Here is a 23648-nt window from a genome sequence, read left to right on the forward strand (position 1 = left end):
TGGCCAGCTCTGGGTTGCAACGAAATACGGCATCTGACGTATGTGCCAATCCGTATCTTCCGATTAGTGTCATGCTGGATTGTGAAAACAGTGCCAGCATGATCACCGTTTAATTTGGTTCTTGGCGTTTTCTGGCCTTAGCCAGTATCGGAGGAAAAGATGAAGACTATTTTGTTATTCGCAGCTGGCTCATTGATGACTGCTAGTGCTGCGTTGGCCGCAGCTCCAACCAGCGGTCAAATTGATACATCGACCGCCGTGAAGCAGGAGCAGGGTGCCACGATGCAGTTGGCAGTAGGACCAAACCGGATGGGTAGAACCTCTGGGCCAAGCGGCGGTCTTTCGGGCGGTAGAACTCTCTTTGGTTAAAAAAACTGCAATGCACTGCCTCGCAATTTGCGGGGCAGAATTTTCTAAATCATCCTCGAAAATAATATTTCTCTCTCGTATTTTCTATCATTCCTTCCCCTGCTGAGCGCGCCAGGTCGCAGGGCTTAACGAAGTGACGCGCCGAAATTCCCGATTGAAATTGGATTTGGTCTGAAACCCTGATTCAAACATTATTGTAGTTACGGACAACGCAGTCTCGCGCAACAGGCGACAAGCTTCAGTGATGCGATAATCATTGATGTATTGTGATACATTTTTGCCGGTAATGCGGTTTATGGAGCTTGATATTTGGCGTGCTGGCAGCCCCACTTTTCGTGCAAGCCTTATGAGAGTCAAATTCTCGTCCAGATATAGTCTGTTCTGAATGAGGATATGTTCAACACGTGCGAGATTGTCACGATCTTGCTCATCATAGACCTCATCTTCACTACTTTCGAGTGGTGCAGAAGGCTTCGCGCGACTTGCAACCATTGCTGTGAGGCCCACGAAAAGCAGCCCGAGCAGATTGGCGTTGCTGACGATCAGTGCCGCATTTTTTCCGTTGGTCCATTCAAAATCCATCAAGACTGCCAGATCGAAAAACGCCGATAGGCAAAGCGATACTGCGGCAATAACAAGTGCGCGATGTGCCGAAATCGCGCTATCAAAACGCGCGTTGTCAAGCGCGTCAGGTCCAGTTCTGCCAAGATATAGAAGTGCGAGTGCATATCCGACAAACAGAACAATAAGGCCAAAATCTAAGAGAAGGGGAATAGTCAGGAGAATGACGGTAACCGCCACCGGGAAAGCTGCGATATGCCAAATGTGACGGTCTTTAGCGTTGCTCTGTCCTCGTATCAGGCTTCGAAAACTTGCATAGACAAGTGGAGGCAAGCAGCTCGCGACAATGGGAAGAATGTAGCGAAACTCTGCCAGCCCATAGCCCCAGCGAAGGCCAACTACAAAAGACTGAACCGCGCATAAAGCGATCAACAGTTGGAAGGGGCGATTGGAAGCAGCGTTCTCCTGCCGACGCCACATCTCTACCAACAGGATGAGCAACAAAAGCGCGACGACAAAGGGCAAAGGAACGAAAATCAAAAGCGGTCTCGTAATCTGATGGGCGATATGTTGCCGACCAATGATCTATATCGCGATTCTGAACGACCTGAATCGTGATTTAGAACGCCAGATAATACGATATCTGGAAAGCATGGCTCATCGTATGAAATATGGAGATACACAATGAGCCGCTTTAATCTGTTGTTCTCAGCCATCGCTATGGGCACAACACTCACCACTTTCAATGCATTCGCTGCGGACGTGGGTGTCCGCACATTTGAAGTACCATCACAAGCACGCGGGAAAAATCTTGCTGTAACACTCTGGTATCCCGCAGCGGGAAGCGGCGAGTCGGTACTGTTTGGCGATAACAGGATATTCCAAGGTAGTGCTGCATTAAAAGATGCACCGTTCGACAGCGGGCAGTTTCCACTTGTCATACTGTCCCACGGCTCAGGAGGGCGCACCGAGGCGATGGGCTGGCTTGCCGTGGAACTTGCAAAAGCAGGATTTATTGTTGCAGGCCCCAATCATCCCGGCACAACTTCCGGTGACTCTTTACCCGCTGAAACGCCAAAGCTTTGGGAGCGCGCACAGGATCTCTCGACTGTCATCAATTACTTGACCAGTAATCCCGACTGGTCAGCTCTTATCGATGCGGATCGTATCGGCGTCGTCGGCTTTTCGCTCGGCGGCTCAACTGCATTAGAGATTGTCGGTGCTCGAGCCAGTCTGGAAAGTTATGCGCGCTACTGCGACACTTACACGAAATGGGATTGTGCGTGGTACGCAGGCGGTCGGGGCTATGCCGATGGTGAGGCTGTGGACGTTGAAAAGCTTAATCTGCGAAGTGTCGATAAGGCGCGTTTTGAACAGTCAAACCTCGATCAGCGTATCAAGACTGCTGTGATGATCGATCCGGGGTTGGCGCAAGCCTATGTGGAGCAAAGTCTCAAGGAAATCAAAATACCGATGAGCTTTATCAATCTTGGCAATGCAGGAGACGTTCCGACTGCAGTTCTCGCGGATCATCTGGCAGCACTCATTCCAAACAGTACATATGTGACGGTCAAGGATTCGGACCATTTCAGCTTTCTCCCTGAGTGTAAGGAAGGAGCGTCTGCATTTCTCAAATCAGTCGGAGAAGTTGATCCGATTTGTGAGGAAACCAGCAGGGAGCGCAAGGATATTCATGCTGAAGTGTCCAATCTGGTGTTGATGAGCTTGCAGATGACGCTCAAACGTTAATCGATCTCTATTATGTTAATAGACAATCAAAGCAGCGGGCACGTTTTGCCCGCTGGTGCCTTGTTGAAGGCTTGCCATCTCATCCGATGCACTTTGCGTGATGATCCACGTCAATAATAGCAGGCACATCGCCAGTACGGCGCTGACAACAGTATCCGGTTTCATGGAGTTATTCGTCCTTGGACGTCAGTCTTGCAAACGGTGCCAGGAACTGGTGTCAGCAACAGATATTAGAGCGCTTTCAATTTTCTTTGAATCAGAGGAAACGCACTAAGTATCTGTTTTAGAGCCATCTTGTCCGAAAACCATTTCACACTTTTCGGGATGCGCTCTAAATCATAGCTGTTATGCAATTAGAAGGTCACGCTGAAATGTTTAAAAATCTATTCAAATAATATTATCTATCGTCTGAATGCTGGAAGATGATCAGATCAACTGCATCAATTTCGGGTGGCGTTACTTTTTCTCCAGTGGGCTTTGTAAATATCAGTACTGCAATACAGTAGACGATAAAACACAGTACGCCCAAAGCGAAAATTATGACGAAGATAAGTGGCCAATCAATCATGTCTGGAATAATCGATTGATGCATTTGGTTTTTCAAGAACTATTTGAAAATTCGATGCTTTGCCCGTCCACGAATAGATTTGATCCCGCTGTTGTTGAACATTATTGCACCAATGACGAACGCAACGACACCAAGAATCATCATTCCAACGGCGACTCCTTGATCGCCAAACTGCTGATACAGCCAGCCTGATTTTTCAACGATCTGAGCCGGTTGCCCGAGCCTTAAAATCCCCTGAATGAGCGCGCCAACGCCGACAATCAATAAGCAAACACTACGGATCATGAGGGGAAAGCCTATACGAGATTAACGCAAACGTTCGGACAGGAGAGGCCTCAGCTTTGCGCGCTCGTGAATAAAACTCACAAAGACAGGGGCACGCTAAAGGGCAAATTTTCCGTACTGTTCTGGAAAGCCTCGGAAAACTGGAGCGGGCGAAGGGATTCGAACCCTCGACCCCAACCTTGGCAAGGTTGTGCTCTACCCCTGAGCTACACCCGCTCGCGCCAGTCTTCTCTGAGAGAAGTCGTTTCCGTTAGGCACGCGCTATATGGACTAATGATTTCGGGATTGCAACAGGGAATTTGATGTTTTGGCTAAGATATTTACAAAGATTCACAGGCTGATCCATTCCGCTGTTAACGCTTGCGCCTTGCGATGCTAATGATGGAGGCAAATGCAGCAAAGCCAGCAGCAACGAGCAAGATGTTGGGGATATTGACGATCCCCCAATGGGCGAGCAGAAAGGCAACAAAAGCCGCGCCGAGCGATTGTCCCATCAATCTCGCAGTTCCAAGCATGCCACTTGCCGCGCCACTTCTGGCACGTGGAGCAGAGGTGATAATCATGCGGTTGTTGGGTGCCTGGAAGAAGCCGAAACCAATGCCGCAAATTGCCATTCGCCAGCAAATGTCTTGAATCGTGGGTTGTTCTGGCAAAAGTCCGACCAATGTGAGACCAATCGCAAAGATAACCAATCCAACCAGCCCGAGCGTGGCGGGCGAATATTTATCTGAAAGTTTACCTGACAGTGGGGCGATAATGGCGAGCGCTATTGGCCAGGGCATTATCAGGAAACCGACTTCGATGGGTGTGAAACCATAAACAGATTGAAACAGAAACGGCAGAGAGATGAAGGCCATCATCTGCGCCAGAAATGACATGATCGATGTGCAAAGCGACAAACTGAAAACGGGGATTCGCAACAGATCGAGCGGTAGCAGTGGATCGCTTGTGCGAAGCGACCGACGGATGAGCCATACTGCAGCGAACACGCAAGCAGCAGCCTGCAATAAAAGCCAGCCCGCATCGAGTCCATTGCCAGCACTGTCGATCACCGTTACCAGCAACCCAAGCGCGAGCGCACTGAGGACGGCACTCAGATAGTCGAAACGGCGTGAAGAGCGTTCATTGTCGGGCAGGCTCTTGATGCCCATTGCGACTGCCAGCACTCCAAGCGGAATATTTATGACGAAAAGCCACGGCCAGCTGAGCGAATGCAGGATGATTCCCGCAAGAGTGGGGCCGATGGTCGAGGAAACAGCAACAAAGAGCGCGTTGAGACCGATGGCCGTGCCGAATTTGGCCTGCGGAACCGTATAGCGCAGCAATGCAGTGTTGACGCTCATCAGGCCCGCAGCGCCAAAGCCCTGAATGATGCGCGCTATGGTCAGCGCTTCCAATGAACGGGAGAAAACACAAGCGATCGAGGCAAGTGTGAACAATGATACGCCTAAAAGGTAGACACGCCGGTAGCCATATATTTCACCCAGTGCGGCCAATGGTAAAAGCGTGATGACGATGGCCAGCTGATAACCATTGACGATCCAGATCGATGCTGCAGGTCCTGCGGAAAAGTCCGCTGCGATTGTCGGAAGCGCAACATTGGCGATGGTGCCGTCAATGACGGCAAGGGTGAGCCCCACCATGAGCGTTGCCCAAGCCCAGTATATGCGCGGCTTGGGAAGGCCATCCGGTGCTACGAATGTCCCTTCTTTGACGACCATTTCATGCTTCATTTCACGACCAATTATATGGGTGGCGAGCGACAGATCGTTGCGCTGCGAATAAACGAGAGAATTCTGCCAACCTTATCCGGATTGGGAAGGTCAGCAAGGCATCTACTCCAAAATTCTGCGCAAAACATCGTCTTTGACTCATGAAAGGGGTCAGGTAACGCTATTGTGTGCTGTTTTCCGCAGTAACAGGGAAGTTCATCACCCGTGCATAGTGGCGTGGGTTAAAGCTCAGATAGAGTGGGCAGATGCTTGCGACCAAAATGAGATGCATTATCCAGCCGGAAGCAAAGCTGCCGGTCAGATTATGCAGGAAAGCTGTAGCAATCGGGCCGAGGGCGGCAATCAGAAAGCCACCGCCTTGCATCATAGCCGCCAGCGCGCCAGCTTCTTCCGGTTTTGGAAGGTGGTCGAGCGATGTTATCATTGCGAGCGCGAAACTACCGCCGAGACCGGCTCCACAAATTGCAGACCAGAACATCGGGGAAAGCTGTGGGGTGAAGGCGAGACCCGCAAATCCTATGCCCTGCATGGCCAATGTCAGAAAGAGCCAAGGTCGACGGTCGACGCTGCGTCGTGCAAGAAGTGGGAGGCCAAAGGCCGAGAGCGCCTGTGCAATTGCCATAACTGCAACCAAATTGCCGGTCGCTGAGGCTTCAACGCCAAGCGACTGATAATAAGGTGCAAGCCAGGCCACCATCGATGAGTAACCTGCATTCACCAACCCGAAGGCAGCCATCAGCATCCATGTTCTTGGGCGTTGAAGCAGTTTGATCGTTATACCCGATTTCGAACCAGATGATGCCGTTTCACTGAGGATAGGTATTGCTGCGAACAAAGCTACGACTGTAGGAATTGCGAGAACTGCGAGCGCAAGGCGCCAATTGTGCTCGGAACCCGCAAACCATGGTGTCAAACGTGCGCCAAGCGCTCCACCACCCATGATCATTGCGGAATAAAGACCAGTAACAGCTGCAATACTTGCAGGAAATTTCGCTTTGATGAGCCCGGGCATGATTGCTTGAATCATGGCAACGCCTGCACCGCAGAGGACGGCGGTAAGCACCAATGAGAAACCGTTGGGTACGAAACCGCGCAAGACCGAACCGGCGGCGAGTATCACGAGTGCTGCGAACATGCTTCGGCGAGTGCCGATCGATGACTGAATACGTGGCGCGATAAAGGCACCAAGCCCCATCAACAACATCGGTAGAAACGTGAGCAGCGACAGCGCACCAAAGCCCATTCCGGTGTCGCTTGCGATATCAGTGAGAACAGGCCCCGGTGCCGTGAGGAAAGGTCGGAGATTAAGACCGATCAAAACAACCAGAATTATAAGAGCGACTGAGCTGGCTTGTTTGCCAACGGGCGCGGCTGTGATGGGATTCATGTTTTATCTAGCGCTTTGACTGTTCTTTTTCCTGCCATACACGATAGAGACGTTCGCCATCGTCAGGGGAGCAATGCTCAACCTTGATGCCAGTTTGCTCGCTTATAGGCTTGGAAAGCTCTTCTGCAATCTTTGCAGTCGAGAGATTGTAGGGCGCAGCCTGATCGTTTGAATAGGCAAATATGATTTTGCCTACGCCTGACATCCGCATGGCAGCAAAGCACATGGGGCAGGGCTGACCGCTTGCATAAACGCTGCAACCGTCGAGGCGCGACGATTGCAATGCTTGGCCTGCAGCGCGTAATGCCAGCAACTCGGCGTGCGCAGTTGGATCGCAGTCTGCCTGCATGCGATTTATACCGGTTGCAATGACCTTCTCGTCTTTAACAACAACAGCGCCGAATGGGCGTCCACCGTGCTCGACATTTTCAAACGCAAGTGCGATTGCCTGATCGAGAAATGTGCGGTTCACACTCATTTCGCGCCAGCCTTTTCCAGCATCGCCACCATAGGTGTAAAGCCGCGCTGACGCGCATGCTGCAATGGCGAAACGCCATCATTGTCTGCGAGGTTTACATCAGCACCGGCATCAATCAGCAGTTTTACGATATCGACATGGCGCTGCCCACCATCTCCAAGGATGATGGCTTCGAGAAGAGCGGTCCAACCGAGATTATTGACGTGATCAACCTTCACGCCTGCTTCAATCAGCGTTCGCACGGTTTCTACATGACCACGTTCTGCGGCGGGGATTAGCGCTGTGCCGCCATAGCGATTGGTGCTTTGAAGGTCAGCACCGTGGGCGAGTGTAAGTTTCAGGATTTCGAGATGACCGCGTGCACCCGCGTAAAGATAAGGACTATCCTTGATCGCATCTTTGGCGTTCACATCTGCGCCCGCTTCAATAAGCACGCGAGCGACATCGACATGATTGGCGTGGGTGGCGGCAAGCAGTGCCGTTTCGCCGCGCTTGCCGCGTGCATCGAGCTCGACACCTGCTTTGATCGCCTCATCTACTGCCGAAAGATTGCCGGCTGCTGCTGCTTCAATGAGCGAGCTTTGCGCATATGCAACTGCGTAGTGGCCCGGCAGTGTTGGTTCGGTCATGACTAATGTCCCTGCAATCAATGCCAAGGCACTCAAGCTGAATATTGTTTGACGCATCGGCAGTGCTCCTAATTTGTTGATTAAATACTAGCTACAAGTCATATTTAGAAATTAAATGTTCAACTGGTCCCTATTCAAATTATGAATAACGTATTCAGTCTCGATCTTCTGCGCGCGTTTGTAGCTGTTGTTGATAGTCGGAGCTTCACGGCTGCGGCACAGCAACTGCACTCCACCCAGTCGACTGTAAGTCAGAAAATAATCCGTCTTGAAGAAGCGGCGGGGCAATCTCTTCTGGAACGTGCACGGCATGATGTCCGCCCAACAGATGCCGGCGAAAAGTTGCTCGGTTATGCTCGGCGAATGCTGCATTTGCACGATGAAGCAGCCGCAGCTATGACTGGCAATGCACTAACCGCCGTTCTTCGGCTTGGATTGGCCGAGGATTTTGCGGCAAAGCTCGTGACTCCAGCACTCGCAGCTTTTCTCCGCACGCATCCCAATATGAAGTTGGAAGTGACCAGCGGATTGAGCCGCGAGTTACAAAAGGGCTTTGAAACGGGTGAGTTTGATCTTGTCATGATCAAACAGAGGCGGGGAGAAACTGCTGGAACCATGCACTGGCCCGAACCACTGTCATGGCTGGAGAGCGCGGATTATCCGGTTTCGCACGTTGATCCATTGCCGCTGGTCGTGTTTCCCCCAAACGGGCTTTATCGCAGCGACATGATGGAAGCGCTCGACCGCATTGGGCGGCCGTGGCATGTCGTTTTTACAAGTTCCAGTCTCGCGAGCGTTCAAAGTGCCGTTGCTGAAGGATTGGGCGTCAGTCTTCTCCCCACACGCGTTGCACAGCCTGGGCATCGAATTGTGCCTGTAGCGGCAGGTTTACCCGCTGTTGATCCGATGGAAATCGTCATTCGCCATATGGAAAATGGTCCCGACCAGATAGGCCAGTTGGTCGAAATGCTTGCCGAAATTGTTGGGGAATGATCGAATATTGCTTTAACAGGCTGATTTAATGTGACTCATTGCGTCAAACAACGTGAGACTGCTTGACTCTACCGCAAACGCGGTGTTTTTGCCTGTTCGTAGCGCTACAGATATGCCGACAGGATAGCCCCCACTTTCACCATCTTAAAGTTCCTTTCGCTCGCTGCGACAGCCAAACGGCATGGTTCTTGCTTATTGCAAGCGGGAGGCGCTTTACGGGATTATGATAATGTCCAACACCACCATCACTCATAACGATGGAAACACCCTGTTTCCAATCGTTCTTTCAATCGTTGCGGCTGCTGCAACAGGCGTTCTTTGGGCCTATGCGAACCCGATCCAGCTCGTGCCAGGCGTTATCCAGTGGCGTATCTTCGCTTTCCTTCCGCCGCTTGTTGGCATTCTTCTTGGCCGTAAAAGTGGCTTTATCTGCGGTTATCTCGGTACAGTCATCTGGTCTTTGCTCGCTGGAACTTTCATTCCTGCGCATTCGCTCATCATTGATGGCATCATGGTTGGCTTGACTGGCTTGATCCCCGGCATGTTGTTCGATCCAAAGACGACAACATTTAATCGCACGACATTGATTAAAATTGCAGCAACCTGCCTTGTTGTTGGTCTTTTGATGGTTGCCTCCGTTTCGGCCAGCTTGGCTTATCTCGGTATTTTCCCATACTGGTGGGCAGTGTTGTATCTCGGCCTTTCGGACATTGTACCAATGCTCATTGGCACACCGCTGCTGGTCGTCCCAGCTCTGAAGATCCTCAAGGGCGCTCATCCGTCCGGCTTCACCCGTTTCTGATTGCGAGCCCAGAAAAGTGCTCCAACTACAGAATGTAAAAGTAGGCTTTGGCGATTCCGTTTTAGGCATTGCCGAAGCCAGCCTGAATATTCGTGATGGCGAACGCCTTCTCATTTGCGGCGCTGGCGGCAGTGGTAAAACCACGCTGCTCAACGCGGCGTCCGGCATCGTACCGCGTCTGATCACGCCTCAGGTTTTCGCTGGCGAAATATCGCTTAATGGCAAGCCAATTTCCTCCATGCCGAAAGACGAACTCTTCAGCATGGTCGGGGTGGTGTCGCAGAATGTCGAAGACCAGCTATGGGATTTGAGCGTTGAAGATCTCGTCGCCTTTCCGTTGGAAAATCGCGGTCTTGCCAGAGATATAATCCGTGCGCGGATCGACGATCTTCTGAATGAGCTGGAGCTCAACGCTTTGCGTGGTCGCCGCGTGCTGACGCTTTCAGGCGGCGAACGCCGGATGGTTGCGATGGCAGCAGCTCTGGCCGCCGAGCCGAAACTACTCATTCTTGATGAGCCGACCACAGGTCTCGATCCAGCTGCACGGCAGCGTCTTGTGCGCGTTTTGAAGAAGCTCGGCGCGGAAATCCCTGCTCTGCTGATTGCAGAACAAGACCCAGCATCTTTGCAAGCTGTGGTGACAAATGTCGGTTTGTTGAAAGAAGGAAAGCTGGCGCCTCTCGTGTCGCTTTCCGAAATCATCAATAATGCTGCGGCATGGGAAGATGCGGGCGTTCTCCCACCCATTGGCGTTCGCAAGCGTCTTATTGGTGCCAAGCCTGACGGCACGGTGTTTGTTTCCGTTTCCGGCATCAAGACCCAGCTTCAGCGTCGTGACGGTCAGCCAGTGTTGGAAAACGTGAACTTCCAAATCCGTGCCGGTGAAGTCGTGGCTTTGATAGGCAAAAACGGTGCCGGCAAAACCACGCTGTTTCAATCGATCCTTGGGCTTCAGAAAATTGCAGCAGGTTCAATTATCATCAGAGGCGAGAATGCCGACAAGTGGACGGCCGCAAAGCGTGCCCGGTCGGTCGCCTATCTGCCGCAGAATATGCGCCGTATCCTGTTTAATATGACTGTGCTGGAAGAGGTGGTTTTTGCTATCACCGCAGCCACGCGTGCAGCAAAGGATGATGCAGTGACTGCGCGCGCAACGGCGTGCCTGCAAAAATATGGGCTTGGTGGGCACGAAGAAACCAACCCGTTTGCGCTCTCGTCCCGTCAGCAGGCTCTGCTTGGTCTTGCTTGTGCGGAAGCTGCAGGCGCTTCGGTTGCCATCCTCGATGAGCCGCTTCTGGCGCGTGATCTTAACGGTCGCCGTATGCTGGAACTGTTCCTCGAAACGGCACTTTCTGAAAACCGTGCGGTCATGCTGATCTCTCACGATTTGGAACTCGTGGACGATGTTTCGTCCCGTGTCATGATACTGGATCGTGGTCATGTCACCTATGACGGCGATGTGGATGCATCATGGGAGTCGGACGCCTATCGTGCGCTTGGCTGGCCAAAACCGCGCGTTGTCGAGACAGGAGAAGCAGCATGAAAGTCTTTTATGATCTGAACTTCTTCGTCAAACTTGCGGCGGCATTCCTGGTCATGCTTGCAGCCTGGCTTGTGCCGGGCTGGAAATATGGTTTGCCGCTGGCGCTCCTTACGGTCGCCTTTCTGGTGCTGGTCAAGGTGCCGGGCTTACGTGGCTATCTCAAAGGTGCTGTGCTGCTGACGCTGCTTGTCATGGCGAGCTGGATTCTCAACCTCGTCCTTCAAGGCATGGCTTTCGTTGATACTTTGCCGATTGCGGCAGGCATGGCTGCACGTCTGGTGACAACGACTGCGGCGTTCTATTTTGTGATGGAAACCAGCACGCCCGGCTCCATTCTGGCTGCTGCCAGTGCGGCCCGACTGCCGCCGATGGTGACGCTCGTTTTGTCTCTGACTTTCGGCATTATTCCTATGCTGCGTGAGGATTTTGAACGTATCGCAGACGCTCAGCGCGCGCGCGGCATGGAAATTGATGATGTTTCTTTCCCAATGCGTCTGCGTTTTGCGCTGGCGCGCGGGGTGCCATTGTTGGTTCAGGCTATCCGCATGGCCCATGCGATTTCGCTGTCGCTCGCCATTTATGGTTTTGATACCAAGCGCAAGCGTACCACATGGCGTAACGTCGGCCTGCTGGTCGAATCGAGACTTAATTCCAAGGATGTAAAACGATGACTGAAGACAGCGCAAAACTCTCCGGAAACGGCCAAGTCTGGACTGTCGATGTAGCGGGCAGGAAGGTCGATCTGCCTATTGTGCCGATCAATCCAAACTTCGCCATTTCGTTGATGATGGTCATTGATCTCGGTGTTCGTTTTGGCGAACACGTAGGCAAGGCACTGGCTGAAAAGCTTGCGCCGTTGAAGCCGGATGTGATTGTCGGCGCTGCAACGCTTGGCATTCCTGTTGCGATTGAAGTCTCGCGAGCACTTGGTCTGGACAACTATGTTATTCTGCAGAAATCGCCAAAGATTCATCTTGGCGACGCGCTGGTGCAGACCATTTCTTCTATCACCTCAAAAGGCGAGCAGCGCCTGCTTCTCGATCGTCAGGCGATCCCGCTTCTCAAGGGCAAGCGCGTGGTTGTGGTGGACGATGTCGTTGCTTCCGGCTCAAGCCTCAAGGGCTCGGTAGAACTGGTACGCAAAGCGGGCGGAGAAGTCGTTGGGGTTGGCGTGATTCTTACTGAAGCTAAGGATTGGCAGGAGGTACTTGGTGATGATGTGAAGCTGCTTCACAGCCTCGCGCATATTCCACAGTTCGATAATCAGGATGGCGAGTGGAAGCCGATATCCAAGAGTTTTCTGTAAAGACCGCAGCCATGCTGCCGTTGCGCTCGAAAACGCCGCGCTTGTCGCGGCGTTTTTTTATGCATCTTGCGCCTTGTTTCGCGCGACGGTTACTATCCGGAATTATCCTTCGTCAGCACACATAAATCTTTTCAGAAAACGCGCTGCATTTCGGATTGACTGATTTTGTATCCAGGATATTGTACTCAGAAAAGTTGGGAGGCTTTTCTATTGGCGGCTTTTGAATGGCGCAGTCAGACCCGTTTGTTGGACGAAGTTGCAGAGGCACTTCGCGAGCGAATTTATTCGGGCGTTTATGCGCCGGGCGCGATACTCCGGCAGGAGCACATGGCCGCTGAGTTCGGCATCAGCCGCACTCCGTTGCGTGAGGCGCTGCGTGTCCTAGAACGCGACGGACTGGTTGTTCATCTGCCGGGTCGAGGTGTTCGCGTGGCTTCTGCCGATCTTACCCGCCTCATTGATGCATATGCTGTGCGTGAAGTGCTGGATGGTGTTGCAGCTCGCTTTGCCGCGGAGCGCGCAACAGACGAGGATATCGCAAAGCTGCGTGCCCATGTTGCCGGGCAGGGTGCAGTCGTCGATCCGTGGGACCCGAAAGCCTATACCCAATCCAATGTCGATTTTCATATGGCGGTGATGAACACGGCGGGCAATGCTTCGCTGATTGCATTCGTTCCGCTGTTGCGCATGACCTCGCAGGTATTTGCCCCCTCCTTCTCGCTGTCGGTGGACAGGGCGCGCGATGCGATCCGCGAACATGGCGGGATTGTTGAGGCTATTGCTGCGCGTGATGGCGAAGGGGCCGAGCGGCTGGCGCGGGCTCATATTCGCGCGACCACGGCACGACTGGAGGCTGAAATGCCTCTTCAGGAGAATGAAAATGAAGCATGATAACAAGGCTGGAGGCTCTGGCTTGCTGCGCTATGGCAATTACATAAACAATGAGTGGCGTGATGCGCTGGGTGGCGAACACATCACTTTGCGTAATCCTTCTGATGGCAGCGATCTGGCTCTCATCGCGCGCGGTGCGAAGGCCGATGTTGATTTGGCCGTGGCCGCCGCGCGCGCCGCACTTTCCGGTGATTGGGGCAAACTGACCGCGACAGAACGCGGTCGTGTGCTGCATCGTATTTCAGAAGAAGTGTTGAAGAACGTCGATCTGCTCACCGAGCTGGAATCGAAAGATGTCGGCAAACCGATTACGCAGGCGCGTGCCGATGTGATTGCGCTTGCACGCTATTTCGAGTTCTACGGTGCTTCTGCCGACAAAGTGCATGGCGACACGCTGCCATATCGGAACGGCTTCACGGTTCTTTCAATTTACGAACCGCATGGTGTCACTGGCCATATCATTCCTTGGAATTACCCAATGCAGATCCTTGGCCGCAGCCTTGGTGCAGCACTGGCGATGGGCAATGCAACAGTGGTGAAGCCTGCTGAGGAAGCCTGCCTTACCATTCTGGAATTTGCGAAGATCGCAGAACAGGCTGGTCTTCCGAAAGGTGCACTTAATATCGTGACTGGTCTTGGAGCGGAGGCGGGGGCCGCTCTCTCCGAGCATCCGGATGTCAATCATATTTCCTTCACTGGCTCGGTTCGTACCGGGGAGCTCATTCAGGCAGCCGCTGCGAAAAACACTGTGCCTGTTACGCTTGAGCTGGGCGGTAAGTCGCCGCAAATCGTTTTTGCTGATGCAGATATTGAACGCGCTGTCCCGTTTCTCGTTAATGCGGGTATCCAGAACGCAGGCCAGACCTGTTCTGCGTCGTCGCGCATTCTGGTCGAACGCAGCATTTATGAAGATGTTGTGGCACGCATGAGCGAACGTTATCGCGCGTTGAAAGTTGGTCCGGCGGGCGATGACCTGTCAGTTGGTCCGGTGGTCTCGCCGCGCCAGAAGGCAATCATCGAAGGCTATCTTGATGTAGCGAAAGAAGATGGGCTGGCGATAGCGGCGCAAGGTGTGCTTGTCGATGACGCGCCGGAAGGCGGTGCTTATGTTCTGCCGACTTTGATCCGCGATGTTCCTGCCGATCATTGTCTTGCGCAGGAAGAAATCTTTGGGCCGGTACAGGTCATCCTGCCATTTGATACGGAAGAAGAAGCAATCGCCATTGCCAACGGCACGTCCTATGGTCTCGTGTGCGGAATCTGGACCAATGATGGTGGACGTCAGTTCCGGCTCGCCCATGCGATCCATTCCGGTCAGGTCTTCATCAATAATTATGGTGCTGGCGGCGGTATCGAGTTGCCGTTCGGCGGCGTGAAGAGATCGGGGCATGGTCGTGAAAAGGGTTTCGAAGCGCTTTATGGCTTCGCCTCGCTGAAAACGATTTCCGTTTATCACGGTTAAGAATAGCATTTGGGAGAATGACAGTGTCGCTTGAAGGTAAGGTCGCGCTCATCACTGGAGCAGGTTCTGGATTTGGCGAGGGTATGGCTAAGCGTTTTGCCGCTGGCGGCGCGAAGGTCGTGGTCGTTGATCGCGATCAGGCTGGTGCGGACCGCGTTGCATCGGAAATAGGTAATGCAGCACTTAGCGTTGCTGCCGATATTTCCAGGGAATCCGATGTTGATGCGGCCGTAGAAGCAGCCCTGTCGAAATTCGGCAAGGTCGATATTCTGATCAACAATGCTGGCATTGGCCACAAACCGCAGAATGCCGAACTGGTTGAGCCGGAAGAATTCGACCGCATTTTTGGTGTCAATGTGCGCGGCATCTATCTGATGACGCGCAAGCTGATCCCGCATATGAAGCAGAATGGAGAAGGCGTCATTCTCAATGTCGCGTCGACCGGTGCTGGTCGTCCGCGTCCTAATCTCGCCTGGTATAATGCGACGAAGGGCTGGGTGGTTTCCGTCACAAAGGCGCTGGCCATCGAGCTTGCGCCTGCAAAAATTCGTGTTGTCGCACTGAACCCGGTTGCAGGCGAAACACCGCTTCTCACCACCTTTATGGGTGAGGATACCGAAGAAATTCGCAAGAAGTTCCGCGATTCCATTCCGATGGGCCGCCTGTTGAAACCTGATGATTTGGCTGAAGCTGCGGCTTTCCTTTGCTCGCCCGCTGCATCTATGATTACCGGGGTGGCGCTCGACGTGGATGGCGGGCGTTCGATTTAAATAAGAGATAAGGGGAGCCCAAGAGGAACGATGAGTAAACTGCTGAAAGCCGGGCTGATAACAGCCACGATGCTGGCATCGATCAACGGTGCCTTTGCAAAGGATACGCTGGTGGTCGGCGAAGTGCTGGAACCTCCAGGCCTCGACCCGACGGCAAATGCCGCTGCCGGTATCCGGCAGGTTACTTATGCCAATCTCTATGAAGGTCTGGTTCGTATCGTCGAAGACGGCACAGTGAAGCCACAGCTTGCTGAAAGCTGGACCGTTTCAGACGATAAAAAGACTTACACATTCAAGCTGCGCCAGGGCGTGAAGTTCCACGATGGAACGCCATTCGATTGCTCGGTTGTAAAATTCTCCTATGAGCGCGCGGTGGCTCCAGATTCCACGAATGCGCAGAAGGGTCTTTTTGAGCCAATCGCCAGCACTGAATGTCCTGATTCAGCGACCGCCGTTGTCACACTGAAACGTCCAACCTCGAACTTCCTGTTCAATATGGGTTGGGGTGATGCTGTAATGGTTGCGCCTAATTCAGCAGCCGATAACCGCACCAAGCCTGTCGGTACAGGCCCGTTCAAGTTCAAGCGTTGGGTACAGGGTGATCGTGTCGAACTCGACCGCAATCCAGACTATTGGGGCGAGGCTGCAAAACTCTCTGCAGTTACCTTCCGTTTTGTGAGCGATCCATCGGCTGCAGCAGCGGCCATCCTTGCGGGGGACATTGACGTATTCCCGATGTTCCAGGCTCCTGAACTGATCAGCCGCTTCAAGAGCGATGATAAGCTTCAGGTGGAAGTAGGTGATACTGCAGGTAAAGTTCTGCTTTCGCTTAACAATGCCAAGGCTCCATTCGACAATGTGAAGGTGCGTCAGGCACTGGCCCATGCCATCGACAGCAAGGCACTGATCGAAGGTGTTTATTCCGGGTTTGGGACGCCAATCGGCTCGCATTATGCACCAGTCGATCCGGGTTATGTCGATCTGTCCGAAACCTATCCGTATGATCCGGCCAAGGCGAAGCAGTTGCTGGAAGAAGCAGGCGTTCCTGAGGGTACGTCAATCACCATTACGCTTCCACCTCCGGCCTATGCGCGTCGCGGTGGTGAGATCATTGCGGCCATGCTGGCGGAAGTGGGCATTCAAGCCAATCTCGTTCCAATCGAGTTTGCGCAGTGGCTTGACCAGGTATTCAAGCGTTCAGATTTTGATGCGACGATCATTGCTCATACCGAAGCACGTGATCTCGATATCTATGCCCGTGACAAATACTACTTCAATTACAACAACCCGGAATATAAGGCGCTGTACAAAGCTTATGCCGAAGCCGGTAGTGACGAAGAACAGCTTGAACTCGTGAAGAAGCTTCAGGAAAAGCTTGCCGCAGACGAGCCGAACATCTTCCTCTATGCGCTGCCAAAAATCGGTGTGTGGAATAAGAACGTCAAAGGCCTCTGGAAGAACATGCCAATCCCGGCTGATGATCTGACACAGGTTTACTGGGAAAACTAAAAAATGATCCGCCCCGGCGTTTGGTGCTTAGGGGCGGATATTCACGCGCGTTCCGAAAGGTGTAAGACGGTTTTCGGACAAAAATGCGCGTAGAACAACTTGAATGGCCGCGCAGCGATAATAACCAAGGGGCTGCGGCGCGGTAAAGAATGGAATGCGGAGTGTGCGGCAGACGCCAACACTTCAAGGAGGTCGCTTTGCTGGCTTATATATCCGGGCGGTTAGTCTCGCTCTTGCTTACGACGCTTGCGGCCTCCGTCATCGTCTTTCTGTTGATGCAGGTGCTGCCGGGCGACCCCGCGGCAGTCATCCTTGGTATCAATGCACAGCCTGAAACATTGGCTGCATTGCATAAGCAGCTTGGCCTCGATCAGCCGCTGTGGTGGCGGTACCTATCCTGGATTGGCGGCTTTCTGAAAGGTGACTTCGGAACAAGTTACACCTATTCCGTGCCGATCAGTGAGTTGCTCGGTCCGCGCATCATGGTAACGCTGCCGCTGGCTTTACTTTCCATGGTGCTCTCTGTTGCAGTCGCCATTCCCGTGGGTGTTTATGCGGCTTCCAAGCGTGGCAAGACCGGCGATGTTCTTTCGATGGGTGTGGCACAGGTCGGGGTGGCGATCCCGAATTTCTGGCTGGGCCTCCTGCTCATTCTTCTGTTTGCACTGCAACTTGGCTGGTTCCCCGCATCTGGTTTTGCCGGATGGGAAAATGGCTTCTGGATAGGTATTCGTTCGTTGTTCTTGCCCGCGCTGGCACTCGCCTTGCCGCTTGCCGCCATTCTTGCACGCGTTACCCGTTCAGCTGTTATTGAAACACTCGGCGAAGATTTCGTGCGCACCGCACGTGCAAAAGGTCTCACTCGTAACGCGGCACTCTGGCGCCATGCGGTGCCGAATGCGCTGATCCCGGTCGTGACGATTATCGGTCTGCAATTTTCCTTTCTGCTCGCAGGGACTATCATTATCGAGAACGTTTTTAATCTTCCCGGCCTTGGGCGATTGGTGTTTCAGGCGATTGCGCAACGCGATCTCATCACCGTTCAGTCGCTGGTGACATTGCTCGCGGCTTCCGTGATTGCCGTCAATTTCGTCGTTGATCTGGTCTATGGCTTCATTGATCCGCGTCTTTCGACAGGAGGCAGCCGATGAGCGACGTTCAGAACATCGCCAAACTGAACCGCTTCCGAGTGTTGTTGCTAAGCCGTAGCTTGTTTGTCGGGTCGCTCATTACCGCTATTTTGGTAGCTATGGCCTTGGTGTCTTATTTCTGGACGCCATATTCGCCCACCGCGATGAACTTCCGCGATAAACTGCAAGGCCCAAGTCTGACGCATTTCTTCGGAACAGACAATTTTGGTCGCGACGTCTTTTCCATGATCATGGTCGGCGCGCGCAATTCGATTGCTGTTTCGATCATTGCCGTGCTGGTTGGCGCGGGTGTCGGCATTCCGCTTGGCGCCTTCGCAGCAGCACGCGGCGGTATGGTTGATGGCTTTGTCATGCGAATGACAGACCTTGCGTTCGCTTTTCCGGCACTTCTCACCGCCGTTATCATCACCGCCATTTTTGGTCCGGGTGCGGTCAATGCGATGATTGCAATTGGCATCTTCAACGTACCGGTCTTCGCTCGCGTGACACGCGGTGCATCACTTGGTCTTTGGAAACGGGAATATGTGCAGGCCGCACGCTGTGCTGGACGTGGCGACATCTCGATCACGATTTTGCATGTGCTGCCAAATATCAATCACGTGCTCATCGTGCAGGCGACTATCCAGTTTGCGCTGGCCATCGTTGCAGAAGCAGGTCTGTCCTATGTCGGGCTTGGCACCCAACCACCAATGCCAAGCTGGGGCAAGATGCTCAATGATGCACAAACTTTCATTTATGACGCGCCATGGCTGGCGATTTTCCCCGGCCTCGCAATCACGCTCGCCGTTCTGGGGCTTAACATGCTCGGAGACGGATTGCGCGACGTGCTCGATCCGCGCGTAAGGAGGCAGAGATGACAACACCTTTGCTTGAAATGATGAATATGTCCGTGGAACTACCCATTGGCTTGAAGGTCGCGGATATTGTTTCCGACATCACGCTGACACTTAATCGCGGCGAACGCTTAGGCATCGTAGGTGAATCCGGCAGCGGTAAATCTATTACCGCCCTTGCGGCCATGGGGCTGCTTCCCGATCGTATGCGCGTGCGTGGCATGCTCCGGTTTGACGGTCAAGACCTCGCGTCTTTGCCGGAGGCGCAATTATGCAAAATGCGTGGACGCCGCATGGCGATGATTTTTCAGGAGCCGATGACTGCGCTTAATCCAGTGAAATCCATTGGAGCACAGATTGCCGAAGGTCGCCGTCTGCATCTCGGCGAAAGCCGCACCGATGCCGAGCGGAAGGCTCGCGAGTTGCTCGACCGTGTTGGATTGCCCGCACCGCGCTTCAATCTTGATCTATATCCGCACCAGCTTTCGGGTGGTCAACGCCAGCGCGTGATGATCGCTATGGCAATAGCCTGCGAGCCTGACCTGTTGATTGCTGATGAACCGACAACCGCGCTTGATGTGACGGTACAGGCGCAAATCCTCGATCTCATGGATGAACTGATCGATGAGACCGGAACGGCGCTGATGCTGATCACGCATGATCTTGGTGTGGTCTCGGAAATGACCGACCGTATTGCCGTCATGTATGCAGGGCGGATTGTGGAAACGGGGCGAACCGAAGCCGTCTTTCGTCGTATGGCGCATCCTTATGCACGAGGTCTGTTTGCGGCGTCACCGCATGGCGCGGCACTGGTGCGACATAGCTCCGGCGGGCGGCAACGGTTGAAAGCCATTCCGGGCGTAGTGCCTGATCCGCTTACACGTCCGGCGCATTGCTCATTTGCTGATCGCTGCGCCTTTGTGCAGGATGATTGCCGGCTGACAATTCCGCCTCTTGATGTGTTGGATGAGAACAACGGGATCACACATCGCGCTGCCTGCTTCCATCCTTGCGAAGGCGAGGTGATGGCATGAGCAAGCATATCCTGGAAGTGCGCAACGTTGTGCGCGAATATCGCCTGCCGCGTGCTTCGTTTTTATCGAAGCAGGAGAGCCTGCGCGTACTCCACGGCGTCAGTGTTGACATTGAAGCAGGGCAAAGTCTTGGCATTGTTGGCGAAAGTGGTTCCGGAAAATCCACACTTGCGCGTGCTGTGATGGGGCTGGAACGACCGCAATCTGGGCAGATCCTGATCAACGGGCAGGATATTTATGCGCTGGATCGCGGTGGGCTGCGTGAAGCGCGTAAAGGCTTCCAGGCGATTTTTCAGGACCCTTACGGCTCTCTCGATCCACGCCATACAGTGAGGCGGATTATATCCGAGCCGATTGTCTCGCTGGAACGTGGAACAAGCACTGCTGAACGCAATGAACGCGTTGCGGAGGTGCTGGCAGCGGTTGGTCTGCCGCCCGCATCGGCAGACAAATACCCCCATGAATTCTCTGGGGGGCAGCGTCAGCGTATCGCGATTGCGCGCGCTTTGATTACCAAGCCTGCACTCATCGTTGCCGACGAGCCAGTCTCGGCGCTTGACGTTTCCATTCAGGCGCAGGTGCTGAATCTGATGATGGATTTGCAGGAAAAGTTTGGCCTTAGCTATCTTTTCATCAGCCACGATCTTGGTGTCGTGCGTGCGATTACCGACCGCGTTGCCGTGATTTATCGCGGCAATATCGTCGAAGAGGGACCCACCAACGAAGTCTTCGACAATCCGCAGCACGAATATACCCGTGCGCTTGTTGATGCGGTGCCAAAGCCTTTTTCGGGACGGCGCAAACGGGCTCCGCGCAAGACTGCCAACCTCCAATTACCGGAATGATAAAAGGGAACTTAAATGTCAAATCTTGCAGATTTGTCTGCCGTTGCGCTTGTCGATGCCTATAAAACCAAGACGCTTTCTCCGGTAGAAGTAACAGCAGCAGTTATTAATCGCATTGAAGCCTATGAACCGAAACTCAATGCACTCTGGGCTTATGATCCGGATGCTGCACGTGCAGCGGCAAAAGCATCGGAAGCGCGCTGGGTGAAGGGTGAACCGGCGGGCGTAATTGACGGTGTGCCGCTGACGCTCAAAGAAAATATCGCAACAGAAGGTTTGCCCGTACCGCTAGGCTGTGCGGCATTGCCGTTGAAGCCTGCTGCAGCTGACGCCCCGGCTGCTGCTCGCACGCGTGAAGCTGGCGGAGTGCTGCTCGGCAAGACGACCATGCCGGATCTTGGCATGTTGTCTTCAGGACTATCAAGTTTCCATAAGCTCGCACGTAATCCATGGGATTTGAACACCAATCCGGGTGGTTCAAGTGCAGGGGCGGGTAGTGCTGCTGCTGCCGGTTACGGACCTTTGCATGTCGGCACAGATATTGGTGGTTCGGTTCGTTTGCCTGCTGGCTGGTGTGGTCTTGTGGGCCTCAAGCCGTCCTTCGGGCGTATTCCGATTGATCCGGCATTTTTAGGCCGGGTTGCCGGTCCTATGACCCGAGATGTTGCCGATACCGCGCTTTATATGTCGGTTTTGTCAAAACCAGATCGTCGTGACGGCATGAGCCTGCCTTATCAGCCGATTGACTGGATGGATATTGATATCGATGTGAAGGGCCTGAAGATCGGTCTCTGGATGGATGCCGGTTTTGGTGAAGAGGTTGGCGAAGAAACCAAGGCAGCGGTGGAAGCCGCAGCAAAGCTATTTGCCGACGCGGGTGCCATTATCGAACCGGTTGCGCCGTTCTTGAATCGCGCGATGATTGACGGTCTTGATCGTTTCTGGCGGGCGCGATCATGGTCGGACATCAAGAAGATGACACCTGAAAATCGTGCAAAGATATTGCCTTATATCTATCAATGGACCGAAACCGCAGAAAATCTATCTGGGGAAGAAGTCTACACAGGGTTCGCCCAGATTGATGCCATGCGCAATGCAGCACTTGCTGCATCGAAAGGCTTTGACTTCATCATTTCACCGACGGCGCCAATGGCGACCTATCCGGCAGAATGGGCATCGCCGATCAATGATCCGCAGCGTCCATTCGAGCATATCGCCTTTACGGTTTCGCTCAATATGTCGGAGCAGCCCGCTGTTTCCATCAATTGCGGCTATACCTCAAAGGGTCTGCCCATTGGTTTGCAGATTTTCGGTCAGCGTTTTGATGATCTGGGTGTGTTGAGGCTTGCAAAAGCCTACGAGGATATGCGGCCAGCGCAACGGCCTTGGCCAGTCATCGGATAAGTAAAAAGGCCGCTTAATGCGGCCTTTTTATTATTTTGATCTGAGTGGCGCCCGCTCTTTGTAACGCTCGGTGGCGGTCAGCTTCACGATAAGCGGATCGGCATCACGCCAGCCGTAAATTTCCGTACGCAGATATTCCAGTTCCGTGTCCAGTTCGTCCTCGTCGACTTCCGTCCACCAGGATTTCGGACGACCATCAGTGCCATCAGACCAGCGATAGCGCCGCTCTTTCAGCTTGTCCTTCATTTCGAATGGACTGTTTTCAGCATAGATGCGCAGGCGCGATTTGCGGCTGGCTTTGAGCAGTTCTGAAAATGGGGTTTGTTTTCGGCCTGACGTTTCGCGCAACACCGCCAACAATGCCTGACAATCATCCTCGGCGCGGTGGCCATTATGAAAATAGCCGCTTTGACCGATCAGATAGCCAAGCTTGGTTCCTTCAAAGCCACGTTCGGTCCAATCGATTTCTTTCACCGAGCAGGCCCATGGCTTGTTGGTAAAGGTTGGCGAAAATCGCTCAAGAAATGGTCGGTCGAAACCCGCATTATGCGCGATGATCAGATCAGCGTCTGCGATCAAGGCTTCCAGTTTCGCGCGCGGGATCATCTGCCCTGCCACCATCTCATCGGTGATACCGGTAATGCGCGTGATCTCCGCTGGAATAGGTTTAGATGGTTCCTGCAATGCACCGAAAGTGGCGCAGACATCGCCAATAGAGCCATCATCTGCATAGCGGAAGGCTACCGCACCGATCTCGATAATTTCTTCCTGTGCGGCACTCAAGCCAGTGGTTTCCGTATCGACCACAACACCAAGACGCGGGAAAGCAAGTTTGTCAGCATCGGGCACAATCGGGGCAGGGTCGAGTCTCTGCAAAATCCGATAACGACCACTGTCCTTGAGGCGCTGTACCATTTCCGATTCATCCATACCGGTTGTCTTGCCGGGTTTGGTGCGGGTAGGGCGCAGTTCCGCCTGTTTTCTCCCGTCCACTGCTGGAGGAGTAAAAAGGTCGAACTGATGGCGCATATGTTTTCTCCGCTGGGGCTGTGCGTATTGATAAAATGACATTTCAGAACTTCGTCACCAAGCCCTCAATAAATTTAGTAACAGGTAATGTTGGTATTCTTGGCTTTTCTTGCCATATTTGGCGAGTGTGTAAAATCAATATCTGGGGATAACTGGAAGTCGGTAGAATCCAAAATTCTCTATATACGCAGCGATCCTGTTGATTGTAGGTTATTATTAAAATATTATTATTTTATAATAAATTAATTAAATGGAGTTTCTTCTTATTTATACTAAGAGCCCACTTGATTTAAATCGTTTGTTACCGTTTTAAAGGG

The 23648-nt window shown here is 53.1% G+C and carries 24 protein-coding genes and 1 tRNA gene; 16 read left to right on the forward strand and 9 right to left on the reverse strand.

The genetic code is table 11. From position 1 onward, the window contains the following. Positions 1-159: 159 nt before the first annotated feature. A complete protein-coding gene (locus tag QBD00_RS19110) occupies positions 160-369 on the forward strand; it encodes a hypothetical protein (protein ID WP_264230873.1) in 210 nt (69 codons plus the stop codon). Positions 370-456: 87 nt separating this feature from the next. On the opposite strand, the gene QBD00_RS19115 is transcribed toward QBD00_RS19110, so the two are convergent. Next, on the reverse strand, positions 457-1470 hold the full coding sequence (locus QBD00_RS19115) for an AraC family transcriptional regulator (RefSeq protein ID WP_318580261.1): 1014 nt from the start codon (positions 1468-1470) through the stop codon (positions 457-459). A gap of 180 nt (positions 1471-1650) precedes the next feature. On the opposite strand from QBD00_RS19115, the gene QBD00_RS19120 reads away from it, so the two are divergent. Continuing rightward, a complete protein-coding gene (locus QBD00_RS19120) occupies positions 1651-2679 on the forward strand; it encodes an alpha/beta hydrolase family protein (protein WP_412535047.1) in 1029 nt (342 codons plus the stop codon). 15 nt (positions 2680-2694) lie between these two features. On the opposite strand, the gene QBD00_RS19125 is transcribed toward QBD00_RS19120, so the two are convergent. The 7 genes from QBD00_RS19125 to QBD00_RS19155 form a co-directional block, all read right to left on the reverse strand. Next, positions 2695-2844, reverse strand: a complete 150-nt coding sequence (locus tag QBD00_RS19125; protein WP_264230870.1) for a hypothetical protein — start codon at positions 2842-2844, stop codon at positions 2695-2697. Positions 2845-3286: 442 nt separating this feature from the next. Continuing rightward, positions 3287-3532: a hypothetical protein gene (locus tag QBD00_RS19130; protein ID WP_151091577.1), complete on the reverse strand. Its 246-nt coding sequence runs from the start codon at positions 3530-3532 to the stop codon at positions 3287-3289. A 141-nt stretch (positions 3533-3673) separates the two neighbouring features. Next, a tRNA-Gly gene (locus QBD00_RS19135) sits at positions 3674-3748 on the reverse strand. Between the two features lie 137 nt (positions 3749-3885). Then, positions 3886-5265, reverse strand: coding sequence for an MFS transporter (locus QBD00_RS19140; RefSeq protein WP_151091576.1), 1380 nt, complete (start codon positions 5263-5265; stop codon positions 3886-3888). Positions 5266-5425: 160 nt separating this feature from the next. Further along, entirely contained in the window at positions 5426-6652 is a 1227-nt protein-coding gene (locus QBD00_RS19145; RefSeq protein ID WP_318580263.1) for a cyanate transporter, read from the reverse strand. Positions 6653-6659: 7 nt separating this feature from the next. Next, positions 6660-7130, reverse strand: a complete 471-nt coding sequence (locus tag QBD00_RS19150; RefSeq protein WP_151091574.1) for a nucleoside deaminase — start codon at positions 7128-7130, stop codon at positions 6660-6662. Further along, positions 7127-7759 carry an ankyrin repeat domain-containing protein gene (locus QBD00_RS19155; RefSeq protein ID WP_318580264.1) on the reverse strand — a complete coding sequence of 211 codons (633 nt, stop codon included), beginning with the start codon at positions 7757-7759 and terminating at the stop codon, positions 7127-7129. The genes QBD00_RS19150 and QBD00_RS19155 overlap by 4 nt, the downstream gene beginning before the upstream one ends. Before the next feature lie 141 nt (positions 7760-7900). On the opposite strand from QBD00_RS19155, the gene QBD00_RS19160 reads away from it, so the two are divergent. From QBD00_RS19160 to QBD00_RS19225, 14 genes are all read left to right on the forward strand, one after another. Beyond that, the gene (locus tag QBD00_RS19160) at positions 7901-8752 is read left to right on the forward strand and encodes a LysR substrate-binding domain-containing protein (protein ID WP_151091572.1); all 852 of its coding nucleotides are present in this window, start codon (positions 7901-7903) and stop codon (positions 8750-8752) included. Positions 8753-8981: 229 nt separating this feature from the next. Beyond that, positions 8982-9554: an aminotriazole resistance protein gene (locus tag QBD00_RS19165; RefSeq protein ID WP_191792748.1), complete on the forward strand. Its 573-nt coding sequence runs from the start codon at positions 8982-8984 to the stop codon at positions 9552-9554. A 16-nt stretch (positions 9555-9570) separates the two neighbouring features. Further along, on the forward strand, positions 9571-11097 hold the full coding sequence (locus QBD00_RS19170) for an ABC transporter ATP-binding protein (protein ID WP_318580265.1): 1527 nt from the start codon (positions 9571-9573) through the stop codon (positions 11095-11097). Next, positions 11094-11768, forward strand: coding sequence for an energy-coupling factor transporter transmembrane component T family protein (locus QBD00_RS19175; RefSeq protein WP_151091569.1), 675 nt, complete (start codon positions 11094-11096; stop codon positions 11766-11768). Before QBD00_RS19170 ends, QBD00_RS19175 begins: the two co-directional genes overlap by 4 nt. Then, a complete protein-coding gene (locus tag QBD00_RS19180) occupies positions 11765-12403 on the forward strand; it encodes a phosphoribosyltransferase family protein (protein WP_318580266.1) in 639 nt (212 codons plus the stop codon). The genes QBD00_RS19175 and QBD00_RS19180 overlap by 4 nt, the downstream gene beginning before the upstream one ends. Positions 12404-12613: 210 nt before the next feature. Beyond that, on the forward strand, positions 12614-13294 hold the full coding sequence (locus tag QBD00_RS19185) for a GntR family transcriptional regulator (RefSeq protein WP_151091567.1): 681 nt from the start codon (positions 12614-12616) through the stop codon (positions 13292-13294). Further along, complete coding sequence (locus QBD00_RS19190; RefSeq protein ID WP_318580267.1) at positions 13284-14756, forward strand: aldehyde dehydrogenase family protein; 1473 nt, start codon at positions 13284-13286, stop codon at positions 14754-14756. The genes QBD00_RS19185 and QBD00_RS19190 overlap by 11 nt, the downstream gene beginning before the upstream one ends. 23 nt (positions 14757-14779) lie before the next feature. Next, positions 14780-15526 carry an SDR family oxidoreductase gene (locus QBD00_RS19195; RefSeq protein WP_318580268.1) on the forward strand — a complete coding sequence of 249 codons (747 nt, stop codon included), beginning with the start codon at positions 14780-14782 and terminating at the stop codon, positions 15524-15526. Between the two features lie 30 nt (positions 15527-15556). After that, the gene (locus QBD00_RS19200; RefSeq protein ID WP_318580269.1) at positions 15557-17035 is read left to right on the forward strand and encodes an ABC transporter substrate-binding protein; all 1479 of its coding nucleotides are present in this window, start codon (positions 15557-15559) and stop codon (positions 17033-17035) included. A 197-nt stretch (positions 17036-17232) separates the two neighbouring features. Further along, entirely contained in the window at positions 17233-18186 is a 954-nt protein-coding gene (locus QBD00_RS19205; protein WP_105534725.1) for an ABC transporter permease, read from the forward strand. After that, positions 18183-19043, forward strand: a complete 861-nt coding sequence (locus QBD00_RS19210; RefSeq protein WP_318580270.1) for an ABC transporter permease — start codon at positions 18183-18185, stop codon at positions 19041-19043. Before QBD00_RS19205 ends, QBD00_RS19210 begins: the two co-directional genes overlap by 4 nt. Next, positions 19040-20053: an ABC transporter ATP-binding protein gene (locus tag QBD00_RS19215; protein ID WP_318580271.1), complete on the forward strand. Its 1014-nt coding sequence runs from the start codon at positions 19040-19042 to the stop codon at positions 20051-20053. The genes QBD00_RS19210 and QBD00_RS19215 overlap by 4 nt, the downstream gene beginning before the upstream one ends. Next, complete coding sequence (locus tag QBD00_RS19220) at positions 20050-20898, forward strand: ATP-binding cassette domain-containing protein (protein ID WP_318580272.1); 849 nt, start codon at positions 20050-20052, stop codon at positions 20896-20898. The genes QBD00_RS19215 and QBD00_RS19220 overlap by 4 nt, the downstream gene beginning before the upstream one ends. Positions 20899-20913: 15 nt before the next feature. Continuing rightward, positions 20914-22302, forward strand: coding sequence for an amidase (locus tag QBD00_RS19225; RefSeq protein ID WP_318580273.1), 1389 nt, complete (start codon positions 20914-20916; stop codon positions 22300-22302). 30 nt (positions 22303-22332) lie between these two features. Here QBD00_RS19225 and QBD00_RS19230 read toward each other — a convergent pair whose 3' ends face one another. Further along, complete coding sequence (locus QBD00_RS19230; protein ID WP_151091559.1) at positions 22333-23331, reverse strand: 3'-5' exonuclease; 999 nt, start codon at positions 23329-23331, stop codon at positions 22333-22335. Positions 23332-23648: the final 317 nt, after the last annotated feature.

The organism is Ochrobactrum sp. AN78, assembly GCF_029909885.1.
GTDB classification, from domain to species: domain Bacteria; phylum Pseudomonadota; class Alphaproteobacteria; order Rhizobiales; family Rhizobiaceae; genus Brucella; species Brucella quorumnocens.